13 protein-coding genes, 2 pseudogenes and 1 riboswitch are annotated in these 17,467 nt (G+C 37.5%); of the genes and pseudogenes, 9 read left to right on the top strand and 6 right to left on the bottom strand.

Going from position 1 to position 17,467, the window contains the following annotated elements:
• Position 1: 1 nt before the first annotated feature.
• The 4 genes from H3Z85_20635 to H3Z85_20620 all read left to right on the top strand — a co-directional run bounded on the left by H3Z85_20635 (position 2) and on the right by H3Z85_20620 (position 3,313).
• Positions 2–391 (top strand): cupin domain-containing protein, encoded by a 390-nt coding sequence (locus H3Z85_20635; protein ID QPQ51627.1) that lies wholly within the window; start codon positions 2–4, stop codon positions 389–391.
• Positions 392–494: 103 nt separating this feature from the next.
• On the top strand, positions 495–842 hold the full coding sequence (locus H3Z85_20630) for a hypothetical protein (GenBank protein QPQ51626.1): 348 nt from the start codon (positions 495–497) through the stop codon (positions 840–842).
• A gap of 126 nt (positions 843–968) precedes the next feature.
• Complete coding sequence (gene lpdA, locus H3Z85_20625) at positions 969–2,372, top strand: dihydrolipoyl dehydrogenase (GenBank protein QPQ51625.1); 1,404 nt, start codon at positions 969–971, stop codon at positions 2,370–2,372.
• 101 nt (positions 2,373–2,473) lie between these two features.
• Complete coding sequence (locus H3Z85_20620; GenBank protein ID QPQ51624.1) at positions 2,474–3,313, top strand: DUF4476 domain-containing protein; 840 nt, start codon at positions 2,474–2,476, stop codon at positions 3,311–3,313.
• Positions 3,314–3,496: 183 nt separating this feature from the next.
• On the opposite strand, the gene H3Z85_20615 is transcribed toward H3Z85_20620, so the two are convergent.
• Complete coding sequence (locus H3Z85_20615) at positions 3,497–3,946, bottom strand: hypothetical protein (GenBank protein ID QPQ51623.1); 450 nt, start codon at positions 3,944–3,946, stop codon at positions 3,497–3,499.
• 138 nt (positions 3,947–4,084) lie between these two features.
• Between H3Z85_20615 and H3Z85_20610 the strand changes: the two genes are divergently transcribed.
• From H3Z85_20610 to H3Z85_20590, 5 genes and pseudogenes are all read left to right on the top strand, one after another.
• The gene (locus H3Z85_20610; protein QPQ51622.1) at positions 4,085–4,909 is read left to right on the top strand and encodes an RNA-binding protein; all 825 of its coding nucleotides are present in this window, start codon (positions 4,085–4,087) and stop codon (positions 4,907–4,909) included.
• Positions 4,910–5,110: 201 nt separating this feature from the next.
• Positions 5,111–5,704 carry a TetR/AcrR family transcriptional regulator gene (locus tag H3Z85_20605; protein ID QPQ51621.1) on the top strand — a complete coding sequence of 198 codons (594 nt, stop codon included), beginning with the start codon at positions 5,111–5,113 and terminating at the stop codon, positions 5,702–5,704.
• Positions 5,705–5,791: 87 nt separating this feature from the next.
• A complete protein-coding gene (locus H3Z85_20600; GenBank protein QPQ51620.1) occupies positions 5,792–7,159 on the top strand; it encodes a TolC family protein in 1,368 nt (455 codons plus the stop codon).
• Positions 7,160–7,165: 6 nt separating this feature from the next.
• Entirely contained in the window at positions 7,166–8,227 is a 1,062-nt protein-coding gene (locus H3Z85_20595; protein ID QPQ51619.1) for an efflux RND transporter periplasmic adaptor subunit, read from the top strand.
• 7 nt (positions 8,228–8,234) lie between these two features.
• Positions 8,235–11,419 (top strand): annotated as a pseudogene (locus H3Z85_20590) (efflux RND transporter permease subunit).
• 449 nt (positions 11,420–11,868) lie between these two features.
• On the opposite strand, the gene H3Z85_20585 reads toward H3Z85_20590, so the two are convergent.
• The 5 genes and pseudogenes from H3Z85_20585 to metE form a co-directional block, all read right to left on the bottom strand.
• The gene (locus H3Z85_20585) at positions 11,869–12,315 is read right to left on the bottom strand and encodes a KTSC domain-containing protein (GenBank protein QPQ51618.1); all 447 of its coding nucleotides are present in this window, start codon (positions 12,313–12,315) and stop codon (positions 11,869–11,871) included.
• A 76-nt stretch (positions 12,316–12,391) separates the two neighbouring features.
• A complete protein-coding gene (locus H3Z85_20580; protein QPQ51617.1) occupies positions 12,392–13,171 on the bottom strand; it encodes a hypothetical protein in 780 nt (259 codons plus the stop codon).
• A 26-nt stretch (positions 13,172–13,197) separates the two neighbouring features.
• A complete protein-coding gene (locus H3Z85_20575; GenBank protein ID QPQ51616.1) occupies positions 13,198–13,527 on the bottom strand; it encodes a hypothetical protein in 330 nt (109 codons plus the stop codon).
• A 35-nt stretch (positions 13,528–13,562) separates the two neighbouring features.
• Positions 13,563–14,631, bottom strand: a pseudogene (locus H3Z85_20570) (beta-lactamase family protein).
• Positions 14,632–14,765: 134 nt separating this feature from the next.
• A complete protein-coding gene (gene metE, locus H3Z85_20565) occupies positions 14,766–17,075 on the bottom strand; it encodes a 5-methyltetrahydropteroyltriglutamate--homocysteine S-methyltransferase (protein ID QPQ51615.1) in 2,310 nt (769 codons plus the stop codon).
• A 181-nt stretch (positions 17,076–17,256) separates the two neighbouring features.
• Positions 17,257–17,442, bottom strand: a riboswitch (cobalamin riboswitch).
• Between the last annotated feature and the right edge of the window lie 25 nt (positions 17,443–17,467).

The following is a 17,467-nucleotide window of genomic DNA, read 5'->3' as shown; positions in this document are numbered from 1 at the left end:
TATGAAGAAAATGATATTCATTGTTTCTATGCTGATTTCTATAACGGCAATGGCCCAGAAAAGCCGGATTGCAAGAAAAGAATTGCTGAAAGCTTCTGTGAACCGGAAAGTCACCACTGCTGAAATTCAGGAAATAACAATGGCAGGAGGGCAGACGGCTCCCCAACATGTGCATCCGTGTCCTGTCGTGGGAATTATAAAATCCGGAGAAGCAGTTTTTCAGATAGAAGGAAAGGAAAGTGTTGTCCTTCATGAAGGCGATGCTTTCTATGAGCCTAAAAATGTCAATATTCTTCATTTTGACAATGCTTCAAAAGAAAAACCATTAGTTTTCACAGCAATTTATTTGAAAAAAGGTCAAGAAGAAAATATCCGGTTTTTGAATCAATAGTTGAGAATAATGTTGAATAGTCATTTTGCCTTATTTATACTTTTGAGGATAAATTCTGGCTGATGCGTTTTTAGTATATTTGCCCTTCAAAAAAAAGGATAAAATGAAAACGATTCCAAAAATAGGATGCGCCTGTGAAACACCAGACTACAATTATACTGAATTTAGAAGTTCGGAACTGGGTATTGATCACACCAACGGAAGATATGGAGAAGTAAGTATCCAGCAGTGTAAATTATGCCAAAGAATATGGGTCCATTATTTTGTCGAATATGAACATTATTCCAAATCAGGAAGATGGTATAAAGGAATTGTTTCGAAAAAGGACCGTGCACAGATAACCCCGGAAAACGCTGTGGAATATCTGGAAAATCTTGAATGGTATGTCTATGGAGGATCGTTTTTTGAAAGTTTGGGTTCCATAGGAAACGGACCATTGAGGTTAGGTTGATAACCGCCTTAAGGTATTTAATTTTTTTGAACTCAAAATTGATAAAACTCACTTTGGTGCTTGGTAATTTATATGTAAATTTGTGAGAGTTAAGTTAGATAATAATAAACAAATTCATAAAAAAACATGAGTCAATTCGATGTTACCGTAATAGGTTCTGGTCCTGGAGGTTATGTAGCTGCTATCCGTGCAGCACAGTTAGGTTTCAAAACAGCAATTATTGAAAAATATTCAACTTTAGGCGGAACTTGTCTTAACGTTGGATGTATTCCGTCAAAAGCACTTCTAGATAGCTCTGAGCATTTTGAGAATGCAAAACACAATTTTGCAAGCCACGGAATTCTGATTAATGACCCGCAGGCCGATATTCAAAGAATGGTTGCGCGTAAAAACGAAGTGGTAGATCAGACTACGAAAGGGATCAACTATTTGATGGACAAAAACAAAATCACTGTTTTTGAAGGAGTAGGAAGTTTTGAATCAGCTACTCAAATCAAAATTACAAAAAATGACGGTTCTTCTGAAACGATTGAATCAAAATATACAATCATAGCAACAGGTTCTAAGCCTTCTTCTTTACCTTTTATCTCTCTTGATAAAGAAAGAATCATTACTTCTACTGAAGCGTTAAACCTTAAAGAAATCCCTAAGCATTTAGTGGTGATCGGAGGTGGAGTAATCGGTCTTGAATTAGGATCTGTATACTTAAGATTGGGAGCTCAGGTAACGGTAGTTGAGTTCATGGATAAAATCATCCCTGGAATGGATGGAGCTTTAAGCAAAGAATTGACTAAAGTTCTTAAAAAACAAGGTATGAAGTTTATGCTTTCTACAGCAGTTTCAGGTGTTGAAAGAAACGGAGATACTGTAAAAGTTACCGCTAAAGATAAAAAAGGAGAAGAAGTAGTGGTCGAAGGAGATTACTGTTTAGTTTCTGTAGGAAGAAAACCTTACACTGACGGTCTTGGTCTTGAAAAGGCAGGTGTAGAGCTTGATGAAAGAGGAAGAGTAAAAGTAAACGATCACCTGCAAACTAATGTAGCCAATATCTATGCTATCGGTGACGTTATCAAAGGTGCTATGCTTGCTCACAAAGCAAGTGAAGAAGGAACTTTGGTGGCTGAAATTTTAGCAGGTCAAAAACCTCACATCAATTATAACCTAATTCCTGGTGTTGTTTATACATGGCCGGAAGTTGCAGGAGTTGGAAAAACTGAAGAGCAGCTTAAAGAAGAAGGAGTAGCTTACAAAGTTGGAAACTTCCCGATGAGAGCATTAGGAAGAAGCCGTGCAAGTGGTGATGTTGATGGTTTTGTTAAAATCATTGCTGATGAAAAAACAGATGAGGTTCTTGGAATGCACATCGTAGGAGCAAGAGCTGCTGACCTTATCGCAGAAGGAGTAATCGCTATGGAATTCCGTGCAAGTGCTGAAGATATCGCCAGAAGTTCTCACGCTCACCCAACCTATGCAGAAGCCATTAAAGAAGCTGCACTGGATGCTACGGGTAAAAGACCTATTCATATTTAAGATCTGATTACATTTTTTAATCATTTAAATACAAAAGAGAAATCATTTATGGTTTCTCTTTTTTTTGGCATAAAAATGGACGGCCAACTACGAAAAAAGACATGAAGAAAATATTTATAAGTTTAATGATGATAGCGGCTGTTACTATAATGGCACAGGAAGCAGGAAAGGCAGGAGAATTGCTGCGAAATGAAGCTTCTGCCACAGCTATGAGAACACCTGAAACACCCGGGATGAAAAATAGAAGTCAGGATCGTAATTCTTTAGATCCACGAAATAAAAATAAGAACCCCGGATATCAATGGAACCGTAACTACGGTTATGCTGAAGTCTTTTTACGCATTCCTGAACAAGGCTTTTTCACTGTTGAAATAGGGGATCAGATGATAGCAAACAGTTCCGGGAAATATCGTTTTTTTGACTTGCAATCGGGGAGGATGCCTATCTCCATCTATGCAAACGGCTTCCTGATGTACAGAACAACATTGATGCTTCGTAATAACAACCGGATGGTGCTCGATTTCTTTACTAATGAAGGATTGTACCTGTTAGATTCTTACCCTGTGCAGGGACTATACAGTTTTAATGACTGGAATGACGTCTGGAATAATCTGTACGGAAATTCTTCCGGAAACTGGAACAATTCAGGAAATGTAATGGATAACGGAACATTCAGGCAATTTTTTGAGACGTTAAAGCGAAAAGAGAGTTTTGATGAAGGTAAAATAGCCATGATCAATCAACAAATGCGTACTTCCATGTTTACGTCTGCACAGATAAGAGACCTGGTAAAATCAATGAGTTTTGATAAAAATAAGCTGGCATTAGCCAAATCAATGTATCGTAATTGTGTAGATACAAACAAATATTTTGTGGTATATGACGCTTTTGATTTTGAAAACAGCAAACGGGAACTGATGGATTACATTTCCAGATTATAGGCAGTTTCCACAGGCATAGAGTCATATCCTTATAGTACCATTAGCAGCTAACTAAGGCAGATTTATTCGTGCATTCGTAGCAAAAAAGCTAAGAAAGTATCTGTATATTTCACTAAAAATAAAAAGATACCAATGATGTACAAATAAAATGTAATGTATATTGTTGAAAAGCAAACAGAAAATCTACATCATTTTCATATGATCATAAAATTTTGAACTTTTTACCGGTGCAATATTGAATTGTATGCCGAAGGTTACTCCTTTAAAATATCTATCATCATGAATAGGAATGGCATATCCCGTATTGAGAAAAAATATATTGAATAGCGAAATGCCAATTCGTGGTTCTATCGAATACTGATTAATTGATGCGCCATACAGCTGACCATTGTTGCTATAATAAATGTGGGCTTCAGGGATAAATGTATCGTTATGGTTGATGCGGGTATAAAGGACAGAAGGACCAAGGATGACAGATTTATATCTTGAATCTCCGATTCTGAAGTCTAATCCGGCCTGTATCACATTTCTTCCTGTGTACCGGTAGCCTAGATTAAAGGCTGTTTTTTCAAAAATCTGAGCGTGTAAAGCCCATGCAGAAAGAATGAATGCTGCGATCCACAATTTTTTCATGTGTTAGTATTTTTATTCAAATGTACAGGTTTTATCGGCTTGTTGAAAGATTAATGATAGCTTTGAAAAGATTAGGTCATGTTTAAATAGGTTGAAATCTTCAAATTTCCGTACCTTTGTCAGCTAATTTTATCATCAATGCAACTCGGAAAAACCCAAAGTTTAGAAATTTCAGAAAAAATTAATTCAGGATGGATCCTTACCGACGGATCCGGTGAAAAGGCATTTTTACCTAAAATCTTCATTCAGGAAGAAAAAGAAGTAGGTGAGTATGTTGAGGTTTTCGTTTATCAGGATGATGATAAATTAAAGGCTACCACCGAAATTCCTTTGGCCGAAGTAGGGGAATTTGCTGTAATGAGTTGTGTGCAGAGTCTTCCAAGCGGGGCCTTTATGGATTGGGGAATCATTAAAGATTTATTTATCCCGTACAAACAGCAGAAAACCAAAATTATTGAAGGGAAAAGATACCTGGTTTACATTTATGTAGATAAGGATATGGACCTGATTACTGGAACCACAAAGTTCAAGCGAAATCCTCAGTATCAGGATGTTCCTTTTCAGACCGGAGATAAAGTAGATCTCATTATGATGAATGAAAGTGAGCTGGGCTGGAACGTTATCATTAATAAAAAATATATCGGCCTTATCTACGCATCTGATGTATTCAAAAAGCTGTACCCTTTATCCGAAGAATCAGGATACATTAAAGCCATTCGTGAAGACGGCAAGATTGACGTGTCTTTACAACCCGACGGTTTTGAAAATATTGATGAATTCAAACAGAAAATTCTTAATAAACTGGAAGAAAATTACGGCCTTTTGTACGTATCGGATAAATCTTCTCCTGAAGAAATCAAAGACGAACTTCAGATGAGTAAAAAGAACTTCAAAAAAGCCATCGGAGGACTTTATAAAGATAAAATTATTGATATTTCAGACGATAAGATCAGGTTGTTATAGTCATATTGCTTACAAACAGGAATTTAAAGATATTTATAAAAAGAGATTGCCCACAGCAGTCTCTTTTTTTTTTCGTAACCTATGGTTGTACATAAAAACAAAAACATGATGCAAATCATAACAAATTTGTTTAATTTTTTTGTTTAACAATTTTGTCAAAAATGAAAAAAGTGTAATTTTGCACAAATTTGTTTAACAAAAATGTCAAATCAAGCAAAAAAAGACCAAACACAGGAATTGATCAAGGAGACAGCGAAGAATTTGTTCTTTGTGAAAGGAAAATTTGATGCTACTACGCAGGAGATTGCCGATGCAGCGGGAGTTAATAGAACTCTGATTAATTATTATTTCCGATCAAGAGATAAGCTGATTCAGATCATCTTTGATGAAGCCCAGAAAGTAGAACAGGAAAAGTCTACTATTATTCAGAGATCCGATCTGCCGTTTAAGCAAAAGATCAGCAAATTTATAGAAAGCAGCCTTGCTACAAGTCTTCAGTACCCATATCTGGAAACCTATATCGTTTCACAGATTAATAAAGGGACCTGCCACAGCAGAGAAATTGAAGAAGATGTTCTGGAAGAGCTGTACAGCGATATTGAAAAAGAAATGGAATTGGGAAATGTAGAGAAAATGGCACCCGTTCAGTTTGTTCTGAATATGGTTTCATTATTAGTCTTTCCAAGTGCTATAAGACCCTTGTTTATGGAAAATCTGATGATCAGTGATCAGGAATATGATAAAATTATTTCGGAAAGAAAAGAGATTATCATCAATATGTTGTTTAAAAATTAAAAAAACTAAAGTATTTCTGAAAATGATTCGTCATTTAGAAAAAAATAAAGACTGAACTGAATAAGAAAATAAACGAAGTATAAAATTATGAAAAGAAAACGTATAACTGCTAAAAAGCTAAAAATTGGGATAGCTGCAGCATTTATGATTTTCAGCTTTTCATCAGTGTCTGCTCAGCAGCAGGTTTCTCTGCAGGAAGCAATCAAACAGGCACTTCAGAATAAGGCAGAAGCTAAAAAAGCGGCCTTACAGGTTAAAAAAGCTGAATATAAGATTGATGAGGCCAGAGCCGGGGCTTTACCTCAGATCAGTGCTACCATCAGTAACACTTACAACCCCATTTTGCAGAAATCTGTTCTTCCGGGAGAGATTATAGGAAAGCCGGGTGAGCTTATTCCGGTTGCTTTCGGTACAAAATGGCAATCTGTAAACGTGGTAACTCTTAATCAGAATATTTTTGATCAGCGGGTTTTTATTGGCCTTAAAGCCGCAAAATCAACAAGAGAGTTTTACCTTTTAAACTCTGAATTAACGAATGAGCAAATCATTGAAAATGTAGCCACAGCTTATTATCAGGTTTTTGTTCAGGAAGAGAATCTTAAAACTGTTGAAGAAAGTTATGCCAATACGGAAAGAGTAAGAAATGTTATTAAAAGTCTGGTAGATAACGGTTTGGCTAAGCCAATTGATCTCGACCGTACCAATGTTCAGCTTACCAATATTAAATCCAATAAGCAGCAATTGATCAATGCCGTTGAAGTTTCAAAAAATTCGTTGAAGTTTTATATGGGTGTTCCTATTGAGAACTCAATTGAGCTGGAGGAAAAAGAAATTGTACCCAATCCTGAACTGTTAGGCACAAACGTGAATCTGGAAACCCGTTCTGAGTTAAAAGTTTTAAACAAACAAAGAGAGCTTTTAGAATATAACAAAAAAGCAACGGTAGCCAATCTTTATCCTACTGTAGGCCTTTCAGCAAATTACGGATGGCAGGGATTAGGAAATAAATTCCCCTATGCAACAGGATCAAGCCAGGGAACAAACTGGGGAGATTATGCATCAATCGGAGTCGCTATTAAGATCCCGATTTTTATGGGTGGTGCTACCAAAGCTCAGATCCAACAGGCTGAAATTGATATTCAGGATCTGGATCAGGATATCCAAAACAAAAAGCTTAACCTGAGCCTGGATTATAAAAATGCCATTACCAATATGGAAAATGCCATTATCAATATCCAGAGCATGAAGGATAATGTGGATCTGGCGGAAAAAGTACAGAAAAATACTCAGTCTAACTACCAGTACGGTTTAGCAACACTTACTGAGGTCCTGGATACTGAAAATGCACTTACCCAGGCAAAACAGAACTATGCCAATGCACTACTGGACTATAAGCAGGCTGAGATCAAAGTCATTAAAGCAAAAGGAGAGTTAAACACACTACAAAACTTATAATAAACAATGAAAAAAACTTTAATATATATCATCGTAGCCGCTGTACTCGTAGGTTTAGCTGCTTATAAAATTGCCGGTAACAAAGAAAAACAGACTCAGGAAGTAAAAGAAGTTGCCAAGCAGGTAGATAAAATCAATGTCAATATCGTAACCGTTTCAAGAGAAAATATTGACACCGACTATTCCGCAAACGGAACATTTCTTCCCAAACAGGAAATGAACCAGGCTTCTGAGATTTCCGGCCGTATCGTTAACGTGTTGGTGAAAGAAGGTTCCAGAGTAGGCGCAGGCCAGGTATTGGCTACCATCAAAAGAGATGCGATTGAAGTAGATGTGGCTCAGGCTCAGAATAATTTGCAGAACGCTATTATTGATAACCAACGTTACGAAAACGCCTATAAAACCGGTGGAGTTACCAAACAACAACTTGACAACTCGAGATTGCAGCTTAAAAATATGCAGGCTGCCGTAAGAGCTCAGGGAGTAAAAGTGAATGACACAAGCATCCGTGCAGGGATCAGCGGAACGATCAACAAAAAGATGGTAGAGCCCGGAACAGTGGTTTCTCCGGGGACAGCGATGTTTGAAATTGTGAATATCAACAGCTTAAAACTTTCTGTATTTGTGGATGAAAGCCAGATCGGAAGAATACAACTTGGGCAGGAAGTACCTGTTAAAGTGAATGTGTTACCTGAAGATTCTTTTTCGGGAAGAATTACATTTATCGCTCCTAAAAGTGATGCTTCTTTAAATTTCCCGGTTGAAATTGAAGTTCAGAACAGAGGAAATTTAAAAGCAGGAATGTATGCCACAGCAACATTTAAGACAAACCATGGTGCGGAAACTCAGAATATGCTGACAGTGCCGGCAGAAGCTTTTGTAAATGGGGTAAGCTCAGGACAGCTGTTTATCGTTGAAAACGGAGTTGCTAAGATGATCAAAGTAACCGTAGGAAAAATCTACGGAAATAAAGTTCAGGTATTAAGCGGATTGAACGGTGGCGAACAGGTAGTAACCAGCGGACAGATCAACCTGGATAACGGATCTAAAGTGAACATTATAAAGTAGAAGGTCTATGAAGTTAGCAGAAATATCGATTAAAAGACCCTCGCTGGTAATTGTATTATTTACAATTCTGACGCTGGGAGGTATCCTGAGTTATACGCTCATGGGATACGAATTGATTCCGAAATTTGAAACCAATATGGTAACCATTTCTACAGTGTATCCCGGAGCTTCACCAGCAGAGGTGGAAACTTCGGTTACCCGAAAGATTGAAGATGCCGTGGGTTCTCTGGAAAATGTAAAAAAGTAGAATCTTCTTCCTACGAAAGTTTATCCGTGATCATGGTTCAGCTGAACAATGGTGCAGATGTTGACTTTGCTTTGAATGATGCACAACGTAAGGTAAATGCTATTCTGGCAGATTTCCCTAAAGACGTAAAAGCACCGTCACTGAATAAATTCTCACTGGATGATTTACCGATTATTACCATGAGTATCTCATCCGATAAACTGAACAGTAAAGACCTTTATGACCTGTTGGATAAAAAGATCGAACCTATTTTCTCCCGTGTAAACGGAGTAGCAAAAGTAGATCTTGTAGGAGGTCAGGAAAGAGAAATTCAGGTGAATCTTGATGAGAAAAAATTACAGGGGTACGGCCTTTCTATTGGTGATGTACAACAGGCAATTCTTTCCTCAAACTTAGATTTCCCTACAGGAAGTTTGAAAACCAGAACGACGAAATCTACGATCAGACTGTCAGGAAAATATAAGTCGATTGCAGAAATGAACAGCCTGGTGGTTTCCAATAAAAACGGGGCTCAGGTCCGTTTATCTGATGTGGCATCGGTTTTTGACTCTCAGAAAGATGTTGAAAAAGTAGCAAGATTCAATCAGTTTCCGACGATCTTAATGCAGGTTAAAAAGCAGTCTGACGCCAATGCCGTAGCAGTATCTGAAAGTGTTCGCAAAACCATTAAAACTGTAGAAGAAGCATATAAAATTCAGGGAGTAAAAGTAAAAGTCGTAAACGATACGACAGATTTTACCCTGGAATCAGCAAACCACGTAATTTTCGACTTATTCTTAGCGATTATCCTTGTGGCTATCGTCATGTTATTGTTCCTTCACAGTATCAGAAACGCATTTATTGTAATGGTTTCCATCCCGGCATCATTGGTAGCGGCGTTCATTGGAATGCACCTGATGGGATATACGCTGAACTTAATGAGTTTATTGGGGCTTTCCCTTGTGGTGGGTATTCTTGTGGATGATGCGATTGTAGTACTGGAGAATATTTACCGTCACATGGAGATGGGTAAAAGTAAGATCAGGGCAGCCTACGACGGAGCTTCGGAAATCGGATTTACCGTAGCGGCGATTACTCTTGTAATTGTGGTGGTATTCTTACCGATTGCGATGAGTTCAGGGCTTGTTGCCAATATCCTGGCTCAGTTCTGCGTCACCGTAGTCATTGCAACCTTACTTTCATTGTTAGCATCATTTACCATTATTCCTTGGTTATCATCAAGATTTGGTAAACTGGAGCATTTAACCGGTAAAAACTGGTTTGAGAAATTTATCTTATGGTTTGAAAGCCTTATCGACAAATTTACTCACTGGATTACTGACATCCTTGAATGGTGCTTGAAAACAACCTTAAGAAGAGTTACAACAGTGATTGTTACCTTTATTATTCTGATAAGTTCATTCCTGTTGGTGATCTTCGGTTTCATCGGAGGAGAGTTCTTCCCACCGATTGACCGTGGTCAGTTCTTGGTTCAGATGGAGCTTTCAAAAGATGCCACAATTGAGAAAACTAACCAGTTGACATTAGATGTTGAGAAGTATTTAAGAAATGATAAAGATGTTGTAGACTTGATTACTACAGTTGGTCAGCAGTCAACAGGTTTTGGTGGAGCCCAGGCTACAACGTATCAGTCGGAGGTTCAGGTAAACTTAACTGATAAGTCTGAGCGTTCTGAAAGTACAAACATCAAAGCTGCAAAAGTAAAAAGAGCTTTAGAAGAGAAATTCACAGGTGTCGAGTTCAAGACAGCTCCAATTGGTATCATGGGAGCGGAGAATGCTCCGATTGAAATGGTAGTAACAGCACCTGATAATGCAACCGCTGTAAAAGAAGCGACAAGAATTCTTGAATTGCTGAAAAAAGTTCCAGGAGCAGTGGATGCGGAATTATCTACAGACTCTGGTAACCCGGAAGTACAGGTAACGCTTGACAGAGATAAAATGGCTTCTTTAGGCCTGAATGTTTCCAGCGTAGGACAGACGATGCAAACAGCATTCAACGGAAATACCGACGGAAAATTCAAAGCCGGAGAATATGAATATGATATCAATATCCGTTTCGGAGATCTTAACAGACAATCTATTGATGATGTTAAAAACCTGATATTTACCAATGCACAGGGGCAACAGGTTCGTCTGACCCAGTTTGCTGATGTTAAAATGGGCTCAGGACCGAGTTTGCTTGAACGTAGAGATAAATCTCCTTCCGTAAAAGTAAGAGCTAAAGCCGTAGGTAGACCTGTAGGAGATGTTGCCAACGAATGGGCAGACAAATTTATGAAAGGTAAAAAACCTATCGGTGTAGATTACATCTGGAGTGGTGATATGGAAAACCAGCAGGAAGGTTTCGGTACTTTAGGGATTGCATTAATGGCGGCTATCGTATTGGTTTACCTGGTAATGGTGTCACTGTATGACAGTTTCGTATATCCGTTTGTGGTATTATTCTCTATTCCGCTGGCAATGATCGGAGTAATGGTAATCCTTGCCCTGACTGCGAATTCATTGAACATCTTTACCATGCTGGGGATGATCATGTTGATCGGTCTTGTAGCGAAGAACGCAATTATGATCGTTGACTTTACCAATGCAAGAAAAGCAGCAGGTGCAACCACTCATGATGCATTGATCCAGGCCAACCACGCCCGTCTTCGTCCGATCCTGATGACAACGATTGCGATGATCTTCGGTATGTTACCGATCGCATTGGCAACCGGAGCAGGAGCGGAGATGAATAAAGGTCTTGCATGGGTAGTTATCGGTGGTCTGACATCGTCTTTATTCCTGACCTTGATTATTGTACCGGTAGTATACTCCCTGTTTGACTCTATTTTAAGAAGAATGGGTAAAGACAATAAAGTAGACTATGAAGCTGAAATGAAAGCCGATTACGTACACAGAGAATTAAATGAAGACGGATTTACTCCTAAACATTTAGACAAATAAAATCAAACCTTATTAATTAACCGAAAGCGCCTCAGATTTTCTGAGGCGCTTTTTAGTATGTGTTGTAGAATAAAAAAGACAAAAGATGACCTGTAAATATTGGCTGAAAAGATATGAGTTGTGAATTTGTAATATTTTATGAAGACAAATTACAAAAAAACTCACAACGTTTTATAATGCAATGTCATATCAATAGGAGCGGATTTTAGACCGCTTAATAAAATAGCATGGATATTGGCTTTAGCCTAAACATACTATTGTGTCATTTTTTAATGAAAAAAGCTTTCGGAACAAACCAAAAACTCCAAGAAAATTTGAGAAATTTTTGCTAGCCGCTAATACTCGGATACTAATAAATTCCCGTACTAATGTCTAATTTTATTCTTGTGTTGCAAAAAAAGACTTCCGGAATCAGCCGAAAGTCTCTGTATATTTTTATATGAAAAAAATTAATCTGCCATTGCCTCTCCGGACTTTCTGTAGATGAAGTTTCCATAGATATGTCTTCTTGCAAAACGGCTTGGTGAGTCAGCATTGACCATTTTAATGTAGGTATTTCTCGGAACTCCCATGTATTCATACATATTTCCGTTCAGATGCTGAACCGTCAAAATCGATTTTTCAAGGTAAAAATCCTGAATATTAGATTTTGTAATGGTTTCAGTATATTCTTCTTTATACTTTTCCTGGGTCTCAGGATTAATGCTTACCAAAAAATGATAGGCTTCAATCACAGACTTGCTTTTTTCTTCAGCTTCCTGCTTTCCTGTTTCGTCATTGATAAATTTATCAGGATGTGTATCTTTCATCACATTTCTGTAAATCGTTTTTAATTCTTTTAAAGTAACGTTTTTATCTACTCCAAGAAGTGTTCTGTGCTCGCCAATTTTTTTCATAGGGTCTATCCTTATTTTCGGGGTGCAAAATTAAGGTTTTTAATTGAGAATATATAAGTTTTTGATTATTAATTTATTATTCTTTTTCGTAGATGATAGCAATAAATTTAGCAGGAACCCAATCCCCTTTTTTACTGTTCTTATCTTTTAAGTCTTTGAATAAAGTATAAGGGCCATTGATTGTCATTGTATATTGATCACGATTTTGTAAATTGAAAGTATTTGCAGCATAAGAAATACTGAACTCTTTTCCTTTAACAATTTTTTCAATTTGTGGTCTTAAATAACCATCGATAGCCTTAGGATGAAGAAAGGTATCATTTTTTGGAAATTGTAATTCAAAAGATCCTTCATAAAGAAAAGTGGGTTTGTTTACGTATAAAGTTTTTTCTTGTTTTAAAATTTTTGAATTGAATTTATTGAATTCCTGTTCACTTTTAAATTCCTTTTCATACCATTTATAGGTTAAAGGATATTTCTTCGCCAATTTTTCTAAAATTGAAACATCAAACTTATAGCTTTTACCATTAATATGAGCGTTGTGAAGAGCCGGACTGATGGAAACCTGATGAAATTGTTTATTCGCTTTTGTCAAGATAATGTTGAAGTTGTTGTGCTCCCATTCGTTTTCGGAACTGGCACCATATTCAACAGATTCGAATAGGGAATCCACGACTTTTTTATCTGTAATAAAAAAATTAAACTTTTCATAAGTTTTATTTTTATCCCATTTAACATACATTCCAATTATTTTTACGGAGTCTGTTGTCGTTATCTTATCAGATTTTAAAAGCTTGTTTTGGCTATAAATATTTTGAGTTAATGCTAGAATAATAACCAGAATAGTTTTCTTCATTTGTTGTTTTATTTAAGTTTTTAAGGTTAGTGATTTCCGTGAAAATAATCATAAGCAAATCCTTCTAAATCTCCACTTTCAGCGATTAGATTATTTTCTTCGTCAAATATTTTAAAACTCTCTTGTGAATTTCCAATACTTGCAGAACCGTCCAAACCTAGTAAGATAGTATAAAAAGTATCTGTTACAAGATCAGAAATTATTGCTTTTAATTGTTCGGTTTGTATTTTATTTAATTTTAATTCTTCAATTTTTTTTGAAATAAGAGTTCTATGGTCTGACTTAGTTTCAAAAGTTGAATCGACAATGTTTTGTTTTTCTAAATAGAAATTTTTTACAAACTCTTCAGCTGTCATAATTCTTAATATTAATTATTTATTCGATTGGCTAATTACTTCATTTCAATATCAACAATTCTTTTTCCCTCCTCACCAAGATAATCAATGATCAGTTTTTCATAGGCTTTAGCTCCTTCGTCAGTATTGGTAAGAATCACCAGTCCTTGTTTTGTTTTGGGAATAATAACAAACAGCGTGCGTACCCCATCATCTGAGCCTCCGTGAGATAAGGCGATGTTTCCATTTCCAAGGTTGTAGATCTCAAAACCTAATCCAAAATATTTTCCTTTTTCTGATGCGACCTGACCAGTTTGCATTTCTGCAAAGATCTTTTTGAAAGACCTTCACCATTCATTACACTGATGAGAAAATGACCGTAATCTGACACTGTTGTCATGAGGTCATCCGCACCGCTGGCGGTTTCTCTTTTACCGGATCATAGGGTTTTCCATCTTTATCATAGCCGGTAGCGATACGGGAAGGGTCGGTATTGGGTCCCCAGATATAAGAAGTATCTTTCATTTTCAAAGGTTTGAAAATAAGTTCTTCTCCGAGTTGGCTGAGTGGTTGTTGAAACTTATTTTCCAAAGCTCTTTTCAGGTATTCAAAACCTTCCCCTGAATACTGATATTTTGTTCCCGGATCAAACTGAAAACCTAATTTTCCGTTGGGATTCAAAATGCGCCAGTTCGGGAAACCTGTCTGATGGCTTAACACAATTCTGGTCGTCAGTTTTTTATTCCTTGGATCCTCAGCAATATCCGGATCCGTCCAATAATGATAAAGAGGCTCATCGATATCCCATTGTCCCTGGCTGGCCAGTTTTAGAGCAATCATTGCGGTAACGGGTTTAGTTAATGAAGCAACATTGAAACGCGTATTATCAGGTGAGGGTATTCCTTTTTGGTAATCTCCGTATACTTTTGCTTTTTCGAGCTTTCCATTCCTGATGACTCCGAGTCCAAGGGTAGGAATTTTACTTTCTTTTAACCATTGTTCAAGCTTATAATCCTGTTCTGATGAAGATGCCGGTTTCGTGATCTCCTTCTCTGTTTTGCCAGTTTGAGCCCATAAGCTCGAAAAGCTAAACAGAAGACTAATGCTGAGGATAATAGATTTCATTGGATGGGTTATTTGCAACACAAATGTACATCAAATTTTTGCAGATCAACCTGAAATAGCGGCAAATAGTATCCAATAAAAAAGCAGGAGAGAACTCCTGCTTCAAGAAATATATAATTAAAAACTAAGTGAATTTATGCGAAGGCAAGGCTGGCTTCCTTTGAAGCTTCCACCATTGCTTTTAATGCTTTCTCCGTTTCATCCCAGTGACGGGTTTTCAATCCGCAGTCAGGGTTTACCCAAAGTTGCTGAGCAGGAATTACAGCCTGTGCTTTTTTCAGCAACTCAACCATTTCTTCTTTGGATGGTACCCTTGGAGAGTGGATGTCATAAACACCCGGACCGATTTCATTCGGATATTTAAAGTCTGCGAAAGCATTTAATAATTCCATCTGGCTTCTGGAACATTCAATCGTGATCACATCGGCATCCATATCAGCAATATTCTTGATAATATCGTTGAATTCGGAATAACACATGTGGGTGTGGATTTGTGTAGAATCCTCAACACCACTCGCCGAAATTCTGAAAGCTTCTACCGCCCACTGTAAATAGTTTTGCCATTCTGATTTTCTTAAAGGAAGACCTTCTCTGATCGCCGGTTCATCGATTTGTATAATTCTGATACCTGCCTTTTCAAGATCTGTAACCTCATCACGAATTGCCAAGGCAATCTGTTTGCAGGTTAAGGAACGAGGCTGGTCATCCCGTACAAAAGACCACTGAAGAATCGTTACAGGTCCTGTCAGCATTCCTTTTACCCATTTATTGGTCAGTGATTGGGCATATTGTGACCAATAAACCGTCATCGGATGAGGGCGGTGAACATCCCCATAGATCACCGGAGGTTTTACACAACGGCTTCCGTAGCTTTGTACCCAGCCATTTTGAGTGAAGGCAAACCCGGCCAGTTGTTCTCCGAAATATTCCACCATATCATTGCGTTCAAATTCCCCGTGTACCAATACATCAATCCCGATTTCTTCCTGCCATTGGATGGTTCTTTCAGTTTCTTTCTTCAATAAATGATCATAGTGTTCTGCAGTAAGTTCCCCTTTTTTGAATTTAGCTCTCCAGCTTCTTACTTCTTTCGTTTGTGGAAATGATCCGATCGTGGTGGTTGGAAATAATGGAAGCTGTAATACTTTTTGCTGAACCTCTTTTCTGATACTGAAAGGATTTTTTCTCTGCGCATCTTTTTCTGTCGTTAGTTCGACACGGTTTTTTACCTCCTGACTATGTATTAATGTTGAGGTTTTACGGTTTTCCAGGGCTTTTTTATTTTCAGCCAATAGCTGTAAAGTAGGATAATCCGGATTTTCAGAGGCTAATTTTTTTAATACAACAATCTCATGGACTTTCTGTTTCGCAAAAGCCAGCCACTGCTTGATTTCGGGAGATAAAATATCCTCATTTTTTTCTGAATCAAGATCAAAAGGCGAGTGAAGTAATGAACACGACGGAGCAATAAACACTCTTTCAGACCCGATCCTGTTGATGACTTTTCTGATATATTGTAATGATTTTTCGAAGTCATTTTTCCAGATATTCCTTCCGTCTACGATTCCTAAAGAAAGACTTAAAGTATCAGGAATTGTCGATAATACCTCATCCAATTGTTCAGGATCCCGCACCAGGTCAATATGCAAAACATCGATGGGAAGAGAAACGGCTAGAGAAAGATTATCATTTAATCCTTCAAAGTAAGTCGCGACAATCAATTTCAACTTTGGAAATTGTTTTCTGATTGTGCTGTATACTAACTCAAAGGCTTCTTTTGCCTTTTCGTTAAGATCTAAGGCAAGGAACGGTTCGTCAAACTGGATATATTCTGCTCCCTGGTTTTCCAGTTCTTTAATGATTTCAAGATAAACAGGAAGAAGATTTTGAACCAGGTCTAATTTATCAAAGTCTTTTTCTTTTTCTTTCCCCAGAAGAAGGTAGGTAATAAGACCGATAATAACGGGTTTGGCATTGATCCCTGTTTGTCTCGCATTCATAAAATCGGTAATGATTTTGTTTGAAAACAACCGGAATTGCTGATCTTTCTGGAATTCAGGAACGATATAATGATAGTTGGTGTCAAACCATTTGGTCATTTCCATAGCAGTAATATCCAGGCCATCTTTCTGATGTCCTCTTGCCATCGCAAAATACAGATCAAGCTCTGAATATTTACGATCGGTGGCAATGTCCTGATAGCGCTCCGGAATGGCACCCACTGCTAAAGTCATGTCCAATACCTGATCATAATATGAAAAATCATTGCACGGAATAAGATCAATACCTGCTTCCTGTTGTAATTTCCAGTTTTGTTCACTGATGGTTTTCCCTGCTTCTTCTAATTCATTAATAGAAATTTTCCCTGCCCAATACTGTTCGCAGGCCTTTTTTAGCTCTCTGTTGCTACCAATACGCGGATAGCCAAGAATGTGTGTTTGCATTTTCTTTTCAACTTTTAAATTAAACTCTGGTTTTTAAAAGCTCTTTTGAATGCTTCACAATACTTTCGAAAGTGAGAAGAATCTTTGTGGGAGAGGTACAATAAGGACGTAATTTTCCTGTTAACGGTGAAATACGTTCAATGTATCATCTGTATGACCCAAAAGCTTCAGACCGCGAAAGCATTGTCAATTCAGAACAGGCAGGTCTCCTGGCTTGTAACAGTTTTTATCATCCTTCCCGCTATTGGCAGTGGATATTCTGGGATAAAAACCTTTGGATGTTACTTACAGTTGCGCGACAGCTCGTGATTTTCACACGATTCCCTATTAATTTACATTAGGTAAAACCTCTTCCGGTTGATGAAGTATTTTAAAGAACAAAATATGGCGTA

This window comes from Chryseobacterium indologenes (assembly GCA_016025055.1).
Taxonomy (GTDB): domain Bacteria; phylum Bacteroidota; class Bacteroidia; order Flavobacteriales; family Weeksellaceae; genus Chryseobacterium; species Chryseobacterium indologenes.
This window is presented reverse-complemented; position numbering and strand designations above follow the sequence as displayed.

What these genes read in the sequence shown, in the direction of transcription:
- H3Z85_20635 (QPQ51627.1), top strand. Translation starts at nt 2, where the DNA reads ATGAAGAAAATGATATTCATTGTTTCTATGCTGATTTCTATAACGGCA.
- H3Z85_20630 (QPQ51626.1), top strand. Translation starts at nt 495, where the DNA reads ATGAAAACGATTCCAAAAATAGGATGCGCCTGTGAAACACCAGACTAC.
- lpdA (QPQ51625.1), top strand. Translation starts at nt 969, where the DNA reads ATGAGTCAATTCGATGTTACCGTAATAGGTTCTGGTCCTGGAGGTTAT.
- H3Z85_20620 (QPQ51624.1), top strand. Translation starts at nt 2,474, where the DNA reads ATGAAGAAAATATTTATAAGTTTAATGATGATAGCGGCTGTTACTATA.
- H3Z85_20615 (QPQ51623.1), bottom strand. Translation starts at nt 3,946, where the DNA reads ATGAAAAAATTGTGGATCGCAGCATTCATTCTTTCTGCATGGGCTTTA.
- H3Z85_20610 (QPQ51622.1), top strand. Translation starts at nt 4,085, where the DNA reads ATGCAACTCGGAAAAACCCAAAGTTTAGAAATTTCAGAAAAAATTAAT.
- H3Z85_20605 (QPQ51621.1), top strand. Translation starts at nt 5,111, where the DNA reads ATGTCAAATCAAGCAAAAAAAGACCAAACACAGGAATTGATCAAGGAG.
- H3Z85_20600 (QPQ51620.1), top strand. Translation starts at nt 5,792, where the DNA reads ATGAAAAGAAAACGTATAACTGCTAAAAAGCTAAAAATTGGGATAGCT.
- H3Z85_20595 (QPQ51619.1), top strand. Translation starts at nt 7,166, where the DNA reads ATGAAAAAAACTTTAATATATATCATCGTAGCCGCTGTACTCGTAGGT.
- H3Z85_20585 (QPQ51618.1), bottom strand. Translation starts at nt 12,315, where the DNA reads ATGAAAAAAATTGGCGAGCACAGAACACTTCTTGGAGTAGATAAAAAC.
- H3Z85_20580 (QPQ51617.1), bottom strand. Translation starts at nt 13,171, where the DNA reads ATGAAGAAAACTATTCTGGTTATTATTCTAGCATTAACTCAAAATATT.
- H3Z85_20575 (QPQ51616.1), bottom strand. Translation starts at nt 13,527, where the DNA reads ATGACAGCTGAAGAGTTTGTAAAAAATTTCTATTTAGAAAAACAAAAC.
- metE (QPQ51615.1), bottom strand. Translation starts at nt 17,075, where the DNA reads ATGCAAACACACATTCTTGGCTATCCGCGTATTGGTAGCAACAGAGAG.